The sequence below is a fragment of the Niallia taxi genome, from assembly GCF_004005475.1.
GTDB classification, from domain to species: Bacteria; Bacillota; Bacilli; order Bacillales; family Cytobacillaceae; genus Niallia; species Niallia taxi.
Map to the genome: position 1 here is coordinate 340108 of NZ_RZTZ01000004.1, position 16813 is coordinate 356920.

Consider the following 16813-nt stretch of genomic DNA (forward strand, 5'->3'; position numbering starts at 1 on the left):
AAATGCTGAAAGCAGCTGTTATCGGTCTTGGCGATATTTCAAAAATCCACCTAGCTGCCATCCAAGCTAACCCGGATGTGGAATTAACGGCAGTGTGTGATATAGATCCAGCACATCGAAGCATGTTCCCAAATGTGAACTTTTACAATGACTATGAAGTAATGATAGCAGAGGAAGTGCTGGATTGTGTCCATATATGCTTGCCTCACTATCTTCACTATCCTGCTACAAGGGCTTGTGTAAACAAGGGAATTAATGTCTTTCTCGAAAAGCCTATCGCCTTGAATCATAAAGAGGGCTATTCTTTAGTGAAGTTAGAAGAAGAGCATAAGAATGTCAAAATCTGTGTTTGTTTACAGAATCGGTACAATAAAACATTTGAAGTGTTGAATGAAATGATTGAAAACGGCAAGTATGGACCGATTTTAGGGATAAAAGGGCTTGTTACATGGAACAGGCCAAAGGCTTATTATGACGTAAAGCCTTGGCGCGGAAAGATGGCATATGCCGGCGGTGGTGTGATGATTAACCAATCGATACATACTTTGGATATCATGCAGCTGCTTGGCGGAGAAATCGAATCAATCAGAGGTTCTATTGACCAATTGCTTGATTATGGGATTGAAGTGGAGGATACAGCAAGTGCTCATATTCAGTTTTCTAATGGAGCTACGGGGCTGTTTTTTGCGACGATTTCGAATGAACGAAACTCGAGTGTAGAGCTTCAAGTAACGTTCAAGGATGAAAAGCTTACGATTAAGGACAGTATGTTAACAAGAGCAGATGACGAGGACAAGAAGATCGAACTAGTGACAGATGACAAGCTTCCTGGGACGAAGTTCTATTATGGAGCAAGCCACGCTAAGCTGATTAATCGGTTTTATCATTGCATTGCTGCAGACAGCGATGAATATACCCATGTGAAGGAAGCCCTTGTTTCGATGAAAATGATAGATGCAATCCGGCAATCGTCAGAAGAAAAGAGACGTGTCAGAATGGAGGAGCTAAACGATGAGCAGTGCGAAAATTGGAGTTCAAATGTTCAATTTGAAAAATAAGATAGAAGAAATAGGCGTTTATGAAACCATGAGAACTATCCATGAGCTTGGCTACCACTATGTGGAGGTGACACAAATTCAAATGACGTCTGAAAATGTTTCCGAACTACGAAGTGCAAGCATAGACTTTAATATTAAGATTGCGGCAATCAGCGCCCCACTTGATTCCATGCCTGGCAGCCAAGGCGAATCTTTAACAACAGACTTTGATAAGATTGTCAGTGACTGCAAAACATTAGATTGTAATTTTATTAGAATTGGCATGATGCCTGTTAATTTGATGGGCAATAAGAGCAAAGCGATGGAATATATTGCTGAAGCAGAGAAGATGGCAGAGCGGCTCAAACAGCACAATATTGAGCTGTATTATCATAACCATCATATTGAGTTTGAGAAATATGACGGGCAAGCTCTGCTGGATATTATGAAGGAGCAAACATCAAACTTGGGCTTTGAGCTTGATGTTCATTGGGCACAAAGAGGTGGAGCAAATCCGATTGAGGTGATTAACCGCTTCGCAGGCCGTGTTGCGCTCATTCATTTAAAGGATTACAGAGTCGGCCAAATTGACTTAAGTGACCTAAAGGATATGTCCAATTTTATGAATAAATTTACAGGTAATATTGAATTTGCTGAGCTCGGCAAAGGTAATTTAGACATTAAAGGAATTTTGGAAGCCGGATTGACTAGCGGTGTGCAGTATTTTCTGATTGAACAAGACGACACATATGGCAGAGATCCATTTGATTGCCTTAAAGAGTCAGGAGATTATCTAAGACAATTAGGGTATGGTGAATTGTTCTGATAGATAGGTTTTTAAAAGCTAAGATGTTTAAGAAGTCCCATAATAGTGGGACTTCTTTCTTTGCTTGTACGTCGTTTCTAATTTCTAAGTTAATTATTAATTGACGCAAATTACCTACAGTGTTAAGATAAGAATAATTAGTTAGTTTGCTAAACAAATTAATATAATCGTAGATTCAGAGAATAAAACGAATATTTTTTTCAGGAAAAATGGAAGGGGTTACAAGGGTAGCTTCTCGGTGTTTAAAAGGAGGGAAACAAGCAATGGGGATTCTGCAAGAATTATTAAAAGACATTCCAGTTCCAAAAATGGCAAAGGTTAAGGTTAAGTTTGATGATGCCAAAATAGATGATCTCGACTTTGTCTTAATGGAAAAATTGCAAAGAGAGCAAGTGGTGAAAAGTATCAAACCAGGCATGGAAATTGCGGTTGCAGTCGGCAGCAGGGGGCTTGATCGAATTATCGAGTTAACGGCTGCAACAGTGAAGTTTCTAAAAAGTTTAGGTGCAAAGCCTTTTATTGTACCGAGCATGGGCAGTCATGGGGGGGCAACGGCGGAAGGACAGCGTGCTGTTTTAGAGCATCTTGGAATAACAAAGGAGGCAGTGGGAGCAGAGATTCGTTCGTCTATGGAGGTGGTAGAAGTCGGCAGACTAGCTAATGGATTGCCTGTTTATGTAGATAAGTTCGCTTTGCAGGCAGACGGCATCGTCGTAATTAATCGTGTCAAACCCCATACAGCATTTCGTGGTCCAGTCGAAAGTGGAATTATGAAGATGATTAGCATCGGTTTAGGTAAGCAAAAGGGTGCTGAGGCTTGTCATCAAATGGGATTTAAGCATATGGCAGAAAATGTTCCGGCAATGGCAAAGGTGATAATGGAGAAAACTCCCTTCCTTTTCGGTGTGGCGACAGTCGAAAATGCCTTCGATAAGATTGCAATCGTTGAAGTTCTGACACCTGATGAAGTCATTGCTAAGGAGCCAGACTTACAGAAAAAAGCAAAGTCATTATTGCCAAAGCTTTTTTTTGACCAGCTCGATGTCCTTGTGATTGATGAAATCGGTAAAAATATTAGCGGTGACGGCATGGACCCTAATATTACTGGCCGCTATCCTACCCCATATGCAACAGGGGGGCCAGATGTAAATAAGATGGTCGTGTTAGATGTTACCCCACAATCAGAGGGCAATGCGAATGGTGTTGGAACAGCTGATTTCACCACACAACGCTTACTAGACAAAATGGACAGAGAAGGTACTTATGCTAATGGGCTGACTTCGACTGTTGTAGCACCAACAAAAATTGCCACAACGCTTCCTAATGATAAAATGGCTTTTCAAGCAGCAGTAAAAACTTGCAATATATTAAACTTTAACGATGTCAAACTTGTTCGCATAAAAAATACGTTAGTACTAAGTGAAATTGAAGTTTCTGAAGGCTTACTTGAGTATGTGCGCTCGCACCCAAATATGGAGCAAATTACAGATTTTAATGAAATATCTTTTGATGAGAAAGGCAATTTATTTTAGAGGAATGGAGAGAAGCTAGATGTCTACATTATTTGATTTAAACGGTAAGGTGGCAGTTGCAGTTGGAGGAAACGGGGTGTTAGGCTCCTCGATGGCAATGGGCTTGGCAGAGCATGGTGCGAAGGTAGCCATTGTTGGCCGGAATTTAGATAAAGCCGAAGAGATTGTCCAAGAAATAACCGAGAACGGCGGGATTGCGAAGGCATTTTTTGCTGATGTCTTAGCAAAGGATTCGTTACTTAAAGCAGCAGATGAAATAGAACAATGGGCTGGCTGCTGGGATATTGTTCTTAACGCACCTGGAACGAATAGTGCAACACCTTTTTTTGAAATTGGGATGGATGAATACGATCAAATTATGGATGTTAACTTAAAAGGAATAATTTTAACCTGTCAGATTTTTGCGGAGAGAATGATAAAACATGGGAAAAAAGGCAGCATCATTAATATCTCATCTGTTTCTTCCACAACGCCGCTTTCAAGAGTGTTTACTTACTCTGTTTCAAAGGCAGGGATCAATAGTGTCACACAATTTTTGGCGCGTGAATTCGCTCCAGATGGAATTCGTGTTAATGCCATTATTCCAGGATTTTTCCCGGCAGAGCAAAACAAGAAAATTCTTGATCAAGAGAGAATAGAAGACATAATGAGGCATACGCCGATGAAACGATTTGGAAGTGCGGAGGAGTTAAAAGGTACAACGGTTTGGCTGGCATCAGATAAGGCGTCCAGCTTTGTGACAGGTGCATTGATAAGGGTAGATGGCGGTTTTGGAAGTATGACCATTTAAATTTCATAGCCCACCAAAAAAATTAGTACGTGAGAAAGGATGCTGTAGCAATGATTGCAAAAAAATATGAACAGCTAGTGACTATCCTTCAGAAAATGGAGACAGTTGTTGTTGCATTCTCTGGGGGAGTGGACAGTACATTTTTGTTAAAAGCGGCAGTAGATGCCTTAGGAGCAAGTAATGTGCTTGCCGTTACCGCAGACTCAGAAACATATCCTACAAGCGAATTGGAAGAGGCGAAGTCACTGGCGCTACATATTGGTGTAAAGCATATCGTTATTGAAACCTCTGAATTAGCGATTCCCGGTTACTCGGAAAATACAAAAAACAGATGCTACTTTTGCAAAAGCAGTTTGTTCGATCATCTAATTCCAGTTATGGATGAGGCTGGGTTTAACAATGTAATCTATGGAGTCATTGCTGATGATATGAATGAATTTAGACCAGGCATGAAAGCCGCGAAGGAAAAAGGGATTCGAGGTCCGCTTCAAGAAGCAAATTTGTTCAAAGAGGAAATTCGCGAGCTTTCGTTTGAGAAAGGACTGCCAACATGGAATAAACCATCCTTTGCATGCCTGTCCTCAAGAATTGCTTATGGCGATAAAATCACAAAGGAAAAGCTTACAAAGGTCGAAAAAGCGGAAGCATTTCTAAAATCACTTCATATTCGTCAAGTGCGAGTTCGAACACATCAGGATATCGCCAGAATTGAGGTAGAGCCAGATGATATGAAAATCATCCTCGAAAAAAACAGTTTTATTGTGAGTGCTTTGCAGGATTTCGGCTACAAATATATTACGTTAGATTTAATAGGATACCAGAGTGGCAGTATGAATAAGTCACTTGTTAAAGAAGGATAACGCAACGCAACAATCTATACCATAGAGTACAGATACAAGCATAAAAGGGCTACTTAACAAGGAAAAGCGCTGGCCAAATAATGGATGAGGCAATTATAGACTGGATATTTTAGGGGGAGCAATATGCTGGAGGAAATTTTGTCCCAAGTTCAAAGTGGAGAATTAAGCGTGAGTGAAGCCAAACAGAAGCTAGCAACATATGAGAATTTAGGATTTGCCAAGGTAGATCATCATCGTAACAAACGTCAAGGCTTCTCAGAAATCGTTTATGGAGAAGGGAAAGAACCAGAGCATATCATTTCCATCATTCAATCCTTAAGAAACCGGAACAATCAGGTGCTCGTGACGAGAGTTTCGAAAGAAAAAGCGGAAAAGATACAAGAGGTTTGTCCGGAATTTATCTACAATGAAACAGCTCGTATTTTATATTGGAAAAAGTGGACGGAAAAGCAAACGGACGATAATGGCTATATTGCTATCATTTGTGCTGGCACATCGGACTTAAAGGTAGCCGAAGAAGCCGCTGTAACAGCAGAAGTGCTCGGTAGCGAGGTGCGTCGCATATATGATGTGGGCGTGGCAGGAATACACCGCCTCTTCAACCATCTTGAAGAAATTCAAAATGCAACCGTTTCCGTTGTAATTGCTGGTATGGAGGGGGCGCTGCCAAGCGTGGTTGGCGGACTTGTGTCTCACCCAGTCATTGCTGTGCCGACAAGCGTTGGCTATGGAGCAAATTTCAACGGTTTATCTGCATTGCTGACAATGCTGAACTCCTGCGCATCAGGAATTAGTGTTGTAAATATTGATAATGGCTTCGGCGGCGGTTATAACGCTGTCTTAATCAATCAACTTGCACAAAAAGGAGCACGACAAAATGAAAACGTTATACTTTGATTGTTTTTCTGGCATTAGCGGTGATATGGTAATTGGCGCATTAATTGATGCAGGCGCAGACCCAGAATTCTTAGCTCAAGAACTGAAAAAGCTTAAGATTGACGATGAATACGAGCTTGTATGGAAGAAGGTTGTGAAAAACGGTATCACAAGTACAAAATTCGATGTGATTTTGTTGGATAGTATCAGCGTGAATAATGCTGATGATCACAGCCATGAGCATACGCATAGTCACGACCACAGACATGATCATAGCCATGAGTATACGCATAGTCACGACCACAGTCATGATCATAGCCATGAGCATGGGCATAGTCACGACCACAGTCATGATCATAGCCATGAGCATACGAATAGTCACGACCACAGTCATGATCATAGCCATGAGCATACGCATAGTCACGACCACAGTCATGACCATAGCCATGAGCATACACATAGTCACGGACACAGTCATCATCACCGCTCTTATAAAGACATTATGAAGCTTATTCTAGAAGCTGACTTATCGGATAATGTCAAAAATACAGCTTTAAATATTTTTGAAAAAATCGGTCGGGCAGAAGGCCATATCCACGGTATGCCCCTTGAACAAGTTCATTTTCATGAGGTTGGTGCAGTAGATTCAATCATTGATATTGTTGGGGCAGCGATACTTTTTCATCACCTGGAAGTCTCTGTAATTAAGGCTTCAGCGATACCTGTTGGCACAGGTAGAATTAAGATTGATCACGGAATTTATCCTGTTCCTGCGCCTGCTACTCTTGAAATTTTAAAGGGGATTCCACTTGAACATACAAATATTCGTGGTGAATTAACGACTCCGACTGGAGCTGCAATTGTTGCCGCATTGGCAGATGAGTTTAGTGCGTTTCCATCTTTAAAGGTGCAAGGGATTGGCTATGGTGCTGGCACAAAGACCTTTGCCGAACATCCAAATGTGCTGCGTGTAATTATTGGAGAGCAAGCCTGACCATTTTAGAGAGGAGACTAAATAAATGAAAGCTCTTCCTCCAAATGAAGAGCATGTCGATGAAGATATGCTGAAAATAGAGGTTAACTTGGATGATATTTCTGGAGAAGTACTTGGTTATGTGATGGATTTATTGTTTGCAAGTGGCGCTAACGATGTCTATTATTCACCGATTTATATGAAGAAAAATCGGCCGGGAATCTTGCTGCAAATGCTGTGTTCTCTGCAGAAATTAGGAGAAATGAAGGAGATTCTTTTTAGGGAAACGACAACACTGGGTATACGTTATTACCCATTGACCGTCCACCGCCTTGAACGAAAGTTTCGAGAGGTCGAAACAGAGTGGGGGATAGTAAAAGTGAAAGAAGGTATCCTTCAGGGACAGATTGTACAATCGGCACCAGAGTATGAAGATTGTAAAAAAATAGCGATGCATCACCAAGTCCCACTGAAAAAGGTATATGAACAAGTGTGGAGAAATGGGGAAGTCAGAAAATAAAGGGGAGCCTGTGATGATTATTCAATTCATTTCCGTATTATTATTAGGATTAATCCTTGGCATAAAGCATTCATTAGAACCAGACCATATTATTGCAGTATCTACCATTGTCAGTAAGGATAAAAGACTTTCCAGATCAACATTGGCAGGTGCCTTTTGGGGAATCGGCCATACAGCTACATTATTTGTATTTGGCATCTTAATTGTTTTGCTGAAAGGGGAACTAGCTGATAAATGGGTGATGTCCCTCGAATTTATAGTAGGAATTATGCTTGTCTATTTAGGAAGCAAAAATTTGCTGTTTTATACAAACAGGAATGTAAAACAGCCGACTGAACGAACATCACTTATTAAAGTTACGTTAATTGGAATAATTCATGGACTTGCAGGAAGTGCTGCAATGGTGTTATTAACTATGTCCACAGTTTCAACTGTTTGGCAATGTGCCTTGTACATATTAGTTTTTGGTATAGGAACAATAATCGGCATGCTTATTTTTACCACCATAATTGGTATTCCATTTGTATACAGCAGTAAAAGCATTACTACAAATAAGCTTTTAGTAAGATTTGCCGGGTCGGTTAGCTTTGCATTTGGTGTTTACTATATGTACTCTATTGGAATAACAGATGGCTTATTTAAATTATGGATAAAATAGTAAGCTTCAGAGAACTAAATGATAAAAAAATGCCCACGGTAGAAGTACCCTTGGGCATTGTTATTTACCTATTATTATCTTCCGTTACCTTAAAGCGATGAACCAACTTTTCAAGCTCATCGGATAGTTTGGATAAGGCTGTAGCTGACGATGAAACTTCTTGGAATGATGCAGTTTGTTCTTCTGTAGCTGCTGCAACCTCTTCTGTGTTAGCCAACGTTTTGTTCGAGCTTTGAGCGATTTCTTCCATCGATTGCTGAACACCTTGGACCTCTGTTGTAATCTGGTCTGAAGTTGAGGCAACATCCTTAATATGACCAGCAACCACCTCAATGCTTTCAAGAATTTCTTTAATATGCGAATTTGTTCGTTCAGAAAGCTTAATACCAGAATCCACATTTTCTTTAACTAGAATCATATTCCCGACAGTTTCTGAAGAATGGCTCTGAATAGAGTTTATTAGTGTGTCGATATGGTTAGCAGAATTGCTTGTCATATCTGCCAGCTTTCGTACTTCATCTGCAACGATGGCAAACCCTTTGCCATGCTCACCTGCTCTTGCAGCCTCAATGGCAGCATTTAATGCAAGTAAATTCGTTTGTCCAGAAATTTCCTGGATATTGCTTAGCGATTCTTTAATTTCATTTATGCTCGACACTAATGAGTGAAGACCATTTTCTGCTAATCCAACGGAATGGTGAATGGTATCCATTTGCCCAAGCATTTCTGACATCGCTTGTTCACCATCGTTTGCTTTGCCTTTAATCCGATCAGACTCTTGTGCAACATGATTAGCTTTCGTTGACACATTTTGAACATTTTGCAGGGAGTTATTTACTCTGTTTAAACTATGCTGTGCAGCAGTATTTTGGTCATTACTGATTTCGGTAATCATTTGAACAGCATCTGCAACCTGTTCTGCTGTCACCCTTGATTGCTCCATGCTAGCTGCAAGCTCATCAGAGGATTGCGCAACATCCTTGGATGTTTGGCCAACTTGCGTAATCATGTCTTTTAGTGATTGTACAAATTCATTAAAAGAAGATGCCAGACTAGCAAATTCATTTCTACCACTAACCTTGACTTGTTTTGTCAAATCTCCATCACCGGAAGCAATTTCTACCATCTGCTTATTCATTATGTTCAATGGACGCAAAATGGAGCGTAGGAGAACGAAACCTAATACGATGCTTAAAGCTGCTGCAGCAATAATAATCGTAATTAATGTAGTTCTAGCAATATCAGTGTTCTTTTCGTTATCTGCTTCAATTTGGATAACAGCTGTGTTAATTTGTTCTACAAGCGTATTGACTGCAGGGTCAAGCACTTCTTTTCTTAAATCTCTTAAGTCACCAAAATGTAATGCCTCTGCATTAGAAGGATTATCGCTAAACGTATTGACTACATTGTCGCTCATTGTTGTATAGGATTGAATGCTTGCTGCTAATTGTTGAATGCTTTTTTTATATTCTTGATAATTCGCAAGCTTTTCCATAGAAGTAAGTGTGGCTTCTATATCTGCTGCCTTTTCGTTAATTCCATCTGTATATTGGTTGTCTCCAGTCAGCAAGAAGCCTCTTTCATCATTGGACATTCCTGCTAAACGATATTGGACATGTGTAACGAGACGTTGCATTTCTTTCGCCTCATTTAATTTTACATAATTATCTTCTGCATTATGAAGACTGTAATTACTGTAAACACCTATACTAACTAAAGACAGAAGCAATACAGTCAGTATTAAGATTAATTGTGTTTTAATTTTCATTCTTCGACCTCACTTTATAAGCTTATATTACTATTTCTATATCGGATAGTTTATTGAAAAGTGAAGAGAGGTTTAAATGAAATGACATATGTATAGAAAATTTCGATTTTGGTAGAAAGGGTAGTAATAAGAGGAGTCTGTTTCTAACACTTATTGAAAATTCTCTAGAGCTAACAACAAAAGCTAAATAGACTTAGTTTAGTTAGCTTTTGCTGTTTGTTTCATTTGGTTTACTGGCTCTGTTTATTGGGAAGGCTTAAGGCGGTGTCAGCTGTTTGTAAATCAACCTGCAGCTGTTCGTTCACATCGGCAGGATAATAGTAGCCGTTTGTAACCATATAGTCACTTATTTTGCTATGCAGGTTAATAGCATCATGTAATTGCTTGTTTAACACCTCACGGACCTCTGGTGTTGCTGCTTCTGTTATAGCAAATGCATAGTTTTTGATACCAGACTTTGCAGAGATCAATAAATCTGTTGCGATTACTTGATCTGTTATATCGCCTAAGCCGACAAGATTCTGCATAAATCCATTCATATTAAAGTTCCTCCTTGCTGTGCCAGCAAGCTTCTGAGTGCTTGCACTGCTTCACGAGACTGTGCTGCGTCTTCATTAAGAATATCTTGTAGAAGGGCATCTTTTGCTAATGTGCCCATAGTTGTTGATTTAGTTAGACATGCGTTTTTAAATGTAAGAAGTTCATGAAGCTCAAGGCTTTCATGTATTCCTAAATTTTTTGGCATATTGAAAATCCTCCTTCATTACACATAACAATAATCTCTGTTATATTCTCACGAATGCATATCATTATGCATACATCTCAAGTCGAAGCGATTTGTATTCCCTGCTAATTCCACTTATTTTTCTGACAGAATTTCACATAATACCAAATAAGTGAAATGAGGTGGGAAAAATGCCTAATGGCAGAGGAACACATGGCTATGCAAACCCTGAATCTTTTGATCCTAAAAGGAAAGTGTAAGAAAGACCGAGCAAAAATGAATTCAAACAACAAAAACCAAAAAATAAGTAAAAACTCCTGACTTCAACAGTTAAAATTGTTGAAGTAATTTGTATATAATGGGAAGTCTTGTCGAGACCGCATAAAGGAACGAAAAAAACGAAAAATACATTAGTAAATTTATGGAGGTGAGTATATGGAGACTAATGGCTTAGCCAACCATGAGACATTAGAACTGCATGAAATGCTGAATTTCAAGACTACCTGTGTTATTAAATCGAAAATGATGTCAGGGGTCGTTTTTGATCAAGAATTAAAAGCATTAATGGAAAAGGATGTGCAGCAATCCATCCAAGCACTGGAGTATTTACAGAACTTTTATAAAATGCCGAATCCAGCTGCGGAGGTGAATTACAATGATTAAGGATTATTTGGAAGTAGAAAATGCGGAAGGAATGCCGGAAATGGCGGATTCTGCCTTGGCACTTGAGTTTCTAATGAGCATTAAAACCGGTGTCCGAAATGCAGCGACAGCCTTATCTGAAACGGCAACTCCTGATTTACGAGAAGCTTTTCGCGTACAGCTTGAGGCAGGGTTAGCGCTTCATGAAGAAGTTTCTAATTTCATGATAAAAAAAGGCTGGCTCCATCCTTATAATCTGCAGGATCAATACAAGATGGATCTAAAGTCTATTGAAGGTGCTTTAATGATTGGAAAGATGGACTTGTTCCCTGGAGATACTTCCCGCCTAGGAATGATGGCACAAATAGATGATGATGAATAAGAAAGGATGTAAAAAATGAAGGCTGTTACTTTCCAAGGCATTAAAGATGTAAAGGTGAAAGAAGTACCCAGTCCAAAAATTGAAAAGGCTGATGATATTGTTATAAAAGTCACAACATCGGCCATTTGTGGTTCGGATTTGCACTTAATACATGGCATGATTCCGAACTTTCCAGAGGATTATATAATTGGACATGAGCCGATGGGGATTGTAGAAGAAGTGGGTCCTGGCGTAACAAAGCTAAAAAAAGGAGACAGGGTTATTATTCCTTTTAATGTGGCCTGTGGAGAATGCTTTTTTTGTAAGAATCAATTAGAAAGCCAATGTGATAATTCCAATGATAATGGTGAGATTGGCGGTTTTTTTGGCTATTCGGATCTTACTGGGGGATATCCAGGTGGACAAGCTGAATATTTACGCGTGCCATATGCAAACTTTACTCCATTTAAAATCCCAGAAATTTGTGAAGTACCAGATGAACAGCTAGTGCTATTGGCGGATGCAGCATCAACTGCTTTTTGGTCTGTCGATAATGCTGGGGTTAAGGCTGGAGATACAGTTGTAATTCTAGGATGTGGTCCTGTAGGCTTATTAGCTCAGAAGTTCGCATGGCTAAAAGGAGCCAAAAGAGTAATTGCTGTCGATAACCTCGAATATCGTTTACAGCATGCGAAAAAGACAAACAAAGTAGAAATCGTTAATTTTGAGCATAACCCTAATACAGGTGAATACTTAAAGGAAATAACAAAAGGCGGAGCAGATGTAGTTATTGATGCAGTAGGTATGGACGGGAAAATGACACCGATGGAATATCTTGCGACAGGGTTGAAGCTGCATGGTGGAACATTGAGCGCACTTGTTATTGCCAGCCAGGCTGTCCGCAAGGGCGGTACAATTCAGGTTACAGGGGTGTATGGCGGAAGATACAATGCATTTCCTTTTGGCGACATTTTTCAAAGAAACGTCAATATCCGTTCTGGACAAGCTCCTGTCATCCATTATATGCCTTATTTATACGACCTTGTATCACAGGGAAAGGTAGATGTGGGTGATGTAATTACACATATAATGCCACTTAGTGAGGCAGAAAAAGGGTATGAATACTTTGATACAAGGACAGACAACTGTATTAAGGTTGTCCTTAAACCATAATAAAGCGGTAATAGCCTTACCCACTATAATCCCTGTGAGATTGCATGGATAGTGGGTAAGTACAATTTTTACTTATTAGTTATGCTGGTCTTTTTCTTTTTTCTTAATTTCTTTAATAATATCTTCGATTGTCACATTTTCCAGTTCTTTTTCCAACGCTATTTGGGCTGCTGACAAGACAGGCGTAATTGATTCCTGTATATTTCTGCCCACAAGGCATTCACGAAGTGGGTTTTCGTGCACACTGAATAATTCCTGGTCTTTCACAACTTCGACAGCTTTGTATACATCTACTAAACGAATGTCGGAAGGAGCTTTTGCAAGACTAGCTCCAGCAATGCCCGGCTGCACTTCTATTAGACCATTCTTTTTTAACATACCCATGATTTTTCTTATTAAAGTTGGGTTAGTGTTGACACTGCCTGCCAAAAATTCGGAGGAGCTTATCCCGTCTTTATTTATATCCAATAATGCTAGTATATGGACACCAACACTAAATCGGCTGCTAATTTGCAATTAAACTCACCTGCTTTTACGATTAAAATACAATAAAAAGTATTATACATGATATTCCCCAAAAAATAAAAACCATTCTAATTGACAAAACCTTAAGTTGTATCTATTATGAATACAGGTATTCGAAATAAATACACCGATAGTATGCATGTTAACAACTTGTCATGAATAAATTTACTTGGAGGAATAGAAATGAAGCTATTAGTAACAGGAGCTACAGGCAAATTAGGCAGTAAAGTGGTCGAGGAGTTACTTAAAACAGTTCCCGCAGAACAATTAGCAGTTAGTGTTCGAAACCCTGAAAAAGCAGAGCATCTCCGTGCTCGTGGTGTAGATGTGCGCCACGGGGATTTTGACCGACCAGAAACATTGGCAACAGCATTTTCGGGAATTGATCGTTTGCTGCTTATTTCTGCAGATGGCGATAATGAAACAAGAATTCGTCAGCATTCAGAAGCAGTTGCCGAAGCAGTGCGTGCCGGTGTGAAATTCATCGCATACACAAGTATTGGCAATGCACAAGAAAGCACTAATTTCCTTGCACCAACACATAAAGCAACAGAGGAAGCAATTCAAAAAACTGGCATCCCTTATTCCTTCCTGCGCAACAACTGGTACCTAGAAAACGAAAGTTCAAGTATTCAGGGAGTTCTAGCAGGAGCACCTTGGGTAACATCAGCAGGAAATGGCAAGGTTGGCTGGGCAGTGCAGCAGGATTATGCACAAGCGGCAGCGACAGTACTTACAGGCACTGATCACGAAAACACGATTTATGAGCTTTCCGGTAAATTATTTACACAAAACGAAATTGCCGCAGAACTTAGTGCTGTTCTTGGCAAGGAAGTAATCGTACAGCATGTTGAGGACTCTGCATATGCAGACATCATGAAAGATGCAGGTGTGCCAGAATTTTTGCTGCCAATGCTAGTTAATATTCAAAAGGATATCCGCGAAGGTACATTGGAAATCGAAAGCAATGATTTTGAAAAGCTGCTCGGACGTCCAGTAACATCATTACGTGAAGGTTTAGCACAAATAGTCAAAGACAGCTCTAACTAATGTAGATGACTCTCCAGATTGTGTGACAAGGGGCTGATAAGATGAGTTTTTTCAAAAGGATTTTTGGTAAACAAAAAGAGGAGGCTGGGAAAATGGCAACGGAAAAGTTAAATATCGGGATTATTTTAGGAAGTACTAGACAGGGAAGAGTTAGTCCGCAAGTTGGAGCATGGGTGAAAGAAATCGCTGAACAACGTGGTGATGCCAACTATGAAATTGTCGATATTGCCGATTACAGTCTACCGTTTCTTGGCACTACAGATGGCCAGGAACAAGGTGTTGCCAAATGGAATGAAAAGCTCGACAGCCTTGATGGATTTGTCTTTATCGTCCAGGAATACAACCATAGTATTACGGGCGCATTAAAAAACGCCCTTGATTCGGCAAGAGATGCGTGGAACAACAAAGCAGCCGGAATCGTAAGCTATGGATCAACTGGAGGAGCACGTGCAGCAGAGCACTTAAGAGGAATTCTTGGGGAGCTGCTGATTGCAGATGTACGTGTTCATCCAACCTTATCCTTGTTTACAGACTTTGAGAATGGCACAGTATTTAAGCCTGCTGATCTCCATCTTACAAATGTAAATGCAATGCTTGATCAAGTACATGCATGGAGCGGTGCTTTAAAAACATTGCGCCAATAATGGTTTCATAGACAACCGGGCATCTTTTAGGATGCTCGGTTTTTTATTGTCTGATGAACAATAATATAGATTTCTTTGTCGCAGCTTCCATTCTATGCCATAATGGTATCTGAAATAAGGAGTGATCAGATTGCAAAAAATATTGATTGTTGAAGATGACCCTAAAATAGCGACCCATTTAAAGACCCATATTGAAAAATATGGATATGATGTGACATGTGTTCTTGATTTTGAACATGTTATGAATACGTTTTATGAAGTAAATCCAAATCTAGTGCTTTTAGATATTAATTTACCAAGCTTTGATGGCTATTATTGGTGCAGGCAAATTCGAAAGGAATCGGTGTGTCCGGTGATTTTTCTTTCTGCAAGAATAGGGGAGATGGATCAGGTGATGGCATTGGAGAATGGTGGAGATGACTATATAACAAAGCCGTTTAGTTCGGAAATTGTCATCGCAAAAATCCGCAGTCAGCTGCGCCGAGCTTACGGGGAATATGCAAGCATTCCAGAGAATCGGATAATAGAAAACGCTGGCCTAAAATTCTTTCCGGAGAGATTGGAGCTTACCTATAAAGAGAAGAATATTTCCTTAACAAAAAAAGAGGCGGACATTATTGAAAGCTTGATGGAAAGATATCCGCGAGTGGCTGGGCGTGAGGATTTACTTGAGAAGCTCTGGGATGACCAAAGCTATGTGGATGAAAATACATTAAATGTCAATATTACGAGAGTCCGAAAAAAGTTTCAGGAAATTGGCTTGCTGGACGCAGTGGAAACAGTAAGAGGGGCAGGATATCGGTTAAATGTATCTTGGACGGTACAAGATAAAAGATGAAATTATTTATAAAAGAGCATGCCTTGCTGATGTTCGTTCAATTTATGCAAATGCTTCTCTTCCTTTCTATCTTCTGGTTTGATGGCTATCGAGATATTAAGCTGTTTTGTTATGCTGTTTTTCTAAACTTTTTTATTCTCGGCGGTTATCTCATTTTCTATTATTTATCACGTCAGAAAATGTACAAGCGTTTAAATCAGCCGCTGGAATCGCTGGATGACAGCTACCAGAAAACGGATGATGCCCCGATTTCTAAAGCTTTTGATGAGGTGTTGCGTACTCAATACAAGCTTTTTCAGAATCAATTGAAATCAGTTGAAAAAGAACAGGAGGAGCACCGTAAGTTCATGGATCAATGGGTGCATCAGATGAAAACACCTTTGTCCGTGATTGAGCTTACTGCCCAAAATCTAGATGAACCAGAGTCCTCCAGCATCCGTGAAGAAACGGAAGTGATGAAAACTGGTTTAAACACTGTTTTGTATATTGCCAGGTTAAAAACGATTGAACAAGATTTTCATATTAAACCGGTAAATCTAGTGAAATTGATCGATGAAGTGAATGGCGAGAATAAACGCTTTTATATTCGGAACAAAGTCTATCCTAAGCTAGAGGTGAAGCAAACGGGGTTGACGGTCGAGACCGATGAGAAATGGCTGTTTTTTATTCTCTCCCAGCTTATTAGTAATGCGGTTAAATATTCGTCCGGTATCAGTAATCGGATTGTTATTTCCATTTACGAAAGAGAGAAGGAAGCCGTTCTTGAAGTAAAGGATTTTGGGATTGGCATACCTGAAAGTGATAAACGGCGAATTTTTGATCCCTTTTTTACCGGAGAAAATGGCAGAAAGTTTCGGGAATCTACAGGGATGGGCCTTTATTTAACAAAGGAGACGCTGCAACATTTAAGTCACCAGATTGAGATGGAGTCCGCATCAGGGAAGGGTACAACTTTCCGCATCGTTTTTTCTGCAACTCAAAACCTTACAAGCCTGTAAGGAAAGTGTAAGAAGAAT

General features: G+C 39.8%; 20 protein-coding genes. 16 read left to right on the forward strand and 4 right to left on the reverse strand.

Annotation, left to right across the window (positions count from 1 at the left end):
- Positions 1 to 2: 2 nt before the first annotated feature.
- The 9 genes from EM808_RS13170 to EM808_RS13210 all read left to right on the forward strand — a co-directional run bounded on the left by EM808_RS13170 (position 3) and on the right by EM808_RS13210 (position 8072).
- The gene (locus EM808_RS13170) at positions 3 to 1058 is read left to right on the forward strand and encodes a Gfo/Idh/MocA family protein (RefSeq protein WP_127738657.1); all 1056 of its coding nucleotides are present in this window, start codon (positions 3 to 5) and stop codon (positions 1056 to 1058) included.
- On the forward strand, positions 1012 to 1863 hold the full coding sequence (locus EM808_RS13175; protein WP_127738658.1) for a sugar phosphate isomerase/epimerase family protein: 852 nt from the start codon (positions 1012 to 1014) through the stop codon (positions 1861 to 1863). The genes EM808_RS13170 and EM808_RS13175 overlap by 47 nt, the downstream gene beginning before the upstream one ends.
- A gap of 263 nt (positions 1864 to 2126) precedes the next feature.
- The gene (locus EM808_RS13180) at positions 2127 to 3395 is read left to right on the forward strand and encodes a nickel pincer cofactor-dependent isomerase, group 22 (RefSeq protein WP_127738659.1); all 1269 of its coding nucleotides are present in this window, start codon (positions 2127 to 2129) and stop codon (positions 3393 to 3395) included.
- A gap of 19 nt (positions 3396 to 3414) precedes the next feature.
- Positions 3415 to 4185, forward strand: coding sequence for an SDR family oxidoreductase (locus tag EM808_RS13185; RefSeq protein ID WP_127738660.1), 771 nt, complete (start codon positions 3415 to 3417; stop codon positions 4183 to 4185).
- A 50-nt stretch (positions 4186 to 4235) separates the two neighbouring features.
- Complete coding sequence (larE, locus tag EM808_RS13190; protein ID WP_127738661.1) at positions 4236 to 5045, forward strand: ATP-dependent sacrificial sulfur transferase LarE; 810 nt, start codon at positions 4236 to 4238, stop codon at positions 5043 to 5045.
- A 123-nt stretch (positions 5046 to 5168) separates the two neighbouring features.
- On the forward strand, positions 5169 to 5942 hold the full coding sequence (gene larB, locus EM808_RS13195; RefSeq protein WP_127738662.1) for a nickel pincer cofactor biosynthesis protein LarB: 774 nt from the start codon (positions 5169 to 5171) through the stop codon (positions 5940 to 5942).
- Positions 5923 to 6915, forward strand: coding sequence for a nickel pincer cofactor biosynthesis protein LarC (gene larC, locus EM808_RS29540; protein WP_127738663.1), 993 nt, complete (start codon positions 5923 to 5925; stop codon positions 6913 to 6915). Before larB ends, larC begins: the two co-directional genes overlap by 20 nt.
- Before the next feature lie 25 nt (positions 6916 to 6940).
- Positions 6941 to 7414, forward strand: a complete 474-nt coding sequence (larC2, locus tag EM808_RS29545) for a nickel pincer cofactor biosynthesis protein LarC2 (RefSeq protein ID WP_127738664.1) — start codon at positions 6941 to 6943, stop codon at positions 7412 to 7414.
- 13 nt (positions 7415 to 7427) lie between these two features.
- Entirely contained in the window at positions 7428 to 8072 is a 645-nt protein-coding gene (locus EM808_RS13210) for a HupE/UreJ family protein (protein ID WP_127738790.1), read from the forward strand.
- A 64-nt stretch (positions 8073 to 8136) separates the two neighbouring features.
- Here the strand turns inward: EM808_RS13210 and EM808_RS13215 are convergent, their stop codons facing one another.
- From EM808_RS13215 to EM808_RS13225, 3 genes are all read right to left on the reverse strand, one after another.
- A complete protein-coding gene (locus EM808_RS13215) occupies positions 8137 to 9840 on the reverse strand; it encodes a methyl-accepting chemotaxis protein (protein ID WP_127738665.1) in 1704 nt (567 codons plus the stop codon).
- Positions 9841 to 10070: 230 nt separating this feature from the next.
- Positions 10071 to 10379: a spore coat protein gene (locus EM808_RS13220; RefSeq protein ID WP_127738666.1), complete on the reverse strand. Its 309-nt coding sequence runs from the start codon at positions 10377 to 10379 to the stop codon at positions 10071 to 10073.
- On the reverse strand, positions 10376 to 10585 hold the full coding sequence (locus EM808_RS13225; protein ID WP_127738667.1) for a hypothetical protein: 210 nt from the start codon (positions 10583 to 10585) through the stop codon (positions 10376 to 10378). Before EM808_RS13225 ends, EM808_RS13220 begins: the two co-directional genes overlap by 4 nt.
- A gap of 414 nt (positions 10586 to 10999) precedes the next feature.
- On the opposite strand from EM808_RS13225, the gene EM808_RS13230 reads away from it, so the two are divergent.
- The 3 genes from EM808_RS13230 to EM808_RS13240 are packed head-to-tail and all read left to right on the forward strand — an operon-like array spanning position 11000 to position 12740.
- A complete protein-coding gene (locus tag EM808_RS13230; protein ID WP_127738668.1) occupies positions 11000 to 11227 on the forward strand; it encodes a spore coat protein in 228 nt (75 codons plus the stop codon).
- Positions 11220 to 11588 (forward strand): spore coat protein, encoded by a 369-nt coding sequence (locus tag EM808_RS13235; protein ID WP_127738669.1) that lies wholly within the window; start codon positions 11220 to 11222, stop codon positions 11586 to 11588. The genes EM808_RS13230 and EM808_RS13235 overlap by 8 nt, the downstream gene beginning before the upstream one ends.
- Before the next feature lie 15 nt (positions 11589 to 11603).
- Positions 11604 to 12740 (forward strand): zinc-dependent alcohol dehydrogenase, encoded by a 1137-nt coding sequence (locus EM808_RS13240; RefSeq protein ID WP_127738670.1) that lies wholly within the window; start codon positions 11604 to 11606, stop codon positions 12738 to 12740.
- Between the two features lie 75 nt (positions 12741 to 12815).
- Here EM808_RS13240 and EM808_RS13245 read toward each other — a convergent pair whose 3' ends face one another.
- Positions 12816 to 13256 carry an Rrf2 family transcriptional regulator gene (locus EM808_RS13245; RefSeq protein ID WP_127738671.1) on the reverse strand — a complete coding sequence of 147 codons (441 nt, stop codon included), beginning with the start codon at positions 13254 to 13256 and terminating at the stop codon, positions 12816 to 12818.
- Between the two features lie 192 nt (positions 13257 to 13448).
- Here EM808_RS13245 and EM808_RS13250 point away from each other — a divergent pair, with 192 nt between their 5' ends.
- The 4 genes from EM808_RS13250 to EM808_RS13265 all read left to right on the forward strand — a co-directional run bounded on the left by EM808_RS13250 (position 13449) and on the right by EM808_RS13265 (position 16795).
- Positions 13449 to 14315, forward strand: coding sequence for an SDR family oxidoreductase (locus EM808_RS13250; RefSeq protein WP_127738672.1), 867 nt, complete (start codon positions 13449 to 13451; stop codon positions 14313 to 14315).
- 92 nt (positions 14316 to 14407) lie between these two features.
- The gene (locus EM808_RS13255; protein ID WP_375545263.1) at positions 14408 to 14959 is read left to right on the forward strand and encodes an NADPH-dependent FMN reductase; all 552 of its coding nucleotides are present in this window, start codon (positions 14408 to 14410) and stop codon (positions 14957 to 14959) included.
- Between the two features lie 130 nt (positions 14960 to 15089).
- Positions 15090 to 15797, forward strand: coding sequence for a response regulator transcription factor (locus EM808_RS13260; RefSeq protein ID WP_127738674.1), 708 nt, complete (start codon positions 15090 to 15092; stop codon positions 15795 to 15797).
- Positions 15794 to 16795 carry a sensor histidine kinase gene (locus EM808_RS13265; protein ID WP_127738675.1) on the forward strand — a complete coding sequence of 334 codons (1002 nt, stop codon included), beginning with the start codon at positions 15794 to 15796 and terminating at the stop codon, positions 16793 to 16795. Before EM808_RS13260 ends, EM808_RS13265 begins: the two co-directional genes overlap by 4 nt.
- The last annotated feature ends 18 nt before the right edge of the window (positions 16796 to 16813 follow it).

Excerpts from the sequence above, each read along its gene's own strand:
- EM808_RS13170 (WP_127738657.1), top strand. The coding sequence starts at position 3 with ATGCTGAAAGCAGCTGTTATCGGTCTTGGCGATATTTCAAAAATCCAC.
- EM808_RS13175 (WP_127738658.1), top strand. The coding sequence starts at position 1,012 with ATGAGCAGTGCGAAAATTGGAGTTCAAATGTTCAATTTGAAAAATAAG.
- EM808_RS13180 (WP_127738659.1), top strand. The coding sequence starts at position 2,127 with ATGGGGATTCTGCAAGAATTATTAAAAGACATTCCAGTTCCAAAAATG.
- EM808_RS13185 (WP_127738660.1), top strand. The coding sequence starts at position 3,415 with ATGTCTACATTATTTGATTTAAACGGTAAGGTGGCAGTTGCAGTTGGA.
- larE (WP_127738661.1), top strand. The coding sequence starts at position 4,236 with ATGATTGCAAAAAAATATGAACAGCTAGTGACTATCCTTCAGAAAATG.
- larB (WP_127738662.1), top strand. The coding sequence starts at position 5,169 with ATGCTGGAGGAAATTTTGTCCCAAGTTCAAAGTGGAGAATTAAGCGTG.
- larC (WP_127738663.1), top strand. The coding sequence starts at position 5,923 with ATGAAAACGTTATACTTTGATTGTTTTTCTGGCATTAGCGGTGATATG.
- larC2 (WP_127738664.1), top strand. The coding sequence starts at position 6,941 with ATGAAAGCTCTTCCTCCAAATGAAGAGCATGTCGATGAAGATATGCTG.
- EM808_RS13210 (WP_127738790.1), top strand. The coding sequence starts at position 7,428 with ATGATTATTCAATTCATTTCCGTATTATTATTAGGATTAATCCTTGGC.
- EM808_RS13215 (WP_127738665.1), bottom strand. The coding sequence starts at position 9,840 with ATGAAAATTAAAACACAATTAATCTTAATACTGACTGTATTGCTTCTG.
- EM808_RS13220 (WP_127738666.1), bottom strand. The coding sequence starts at position 10,379 with ATGAATGGATTTATGCAGAATCTTGTCGGCTTAGGCGATATAACAGAT.
- EM808_RS13225 (WP_127738667.1), bottom strand. The coding sequence starts at position 10,585 with ATGCCAAAAAATTTAGGAATACATGAAAGCCTTGAGCTTCATGAACTT.
- EM808_RS13230 (WP_127738668.1), top strand. The coding sequence starts at position 11,000 with ATGGAGACTAATGGCTTAGCCAACCATGAGACATTAGAACTGCATGAA.
- EM808_RS13235 (WP_127738669.1), top strand. The coding sequence starts at position 11,220 with ATGATTAAGGATTATTTGGAAGTAGAAAATGCGGAAGGAATGCCGGAA.
- EM808_RS13240 (WP_127738670.1), top strand. The coding sequence starts at position 11,604 with ATGAAGGCTGTTACTTTCCAAGGCATTAAAGATGTAAAGGTGAAAGAA.
- EM808_RS13250 (WP_127738672.1), top strand. The coding sequence starts at position 13,449 with ATGAAGCTATTAGTAACAGGAGCTACAGGCAAATTAGGCAGTAAAGTG.
- EM808_RS13255 (WP_375545263.1), top strand. The coding sequence starts at position 14,408 with ATGGCAACGGAAAAGTTAAATATCGGGATTATTTTAGGAAGTACTAGA.
- EM808_RS13265 (WP_127738675.1), top strand. The coding sequence starts at position 15,794 with ATGAAATTATTTATAAAAGAGCATGCCTTGCTGATGTTCGTTCAATTT.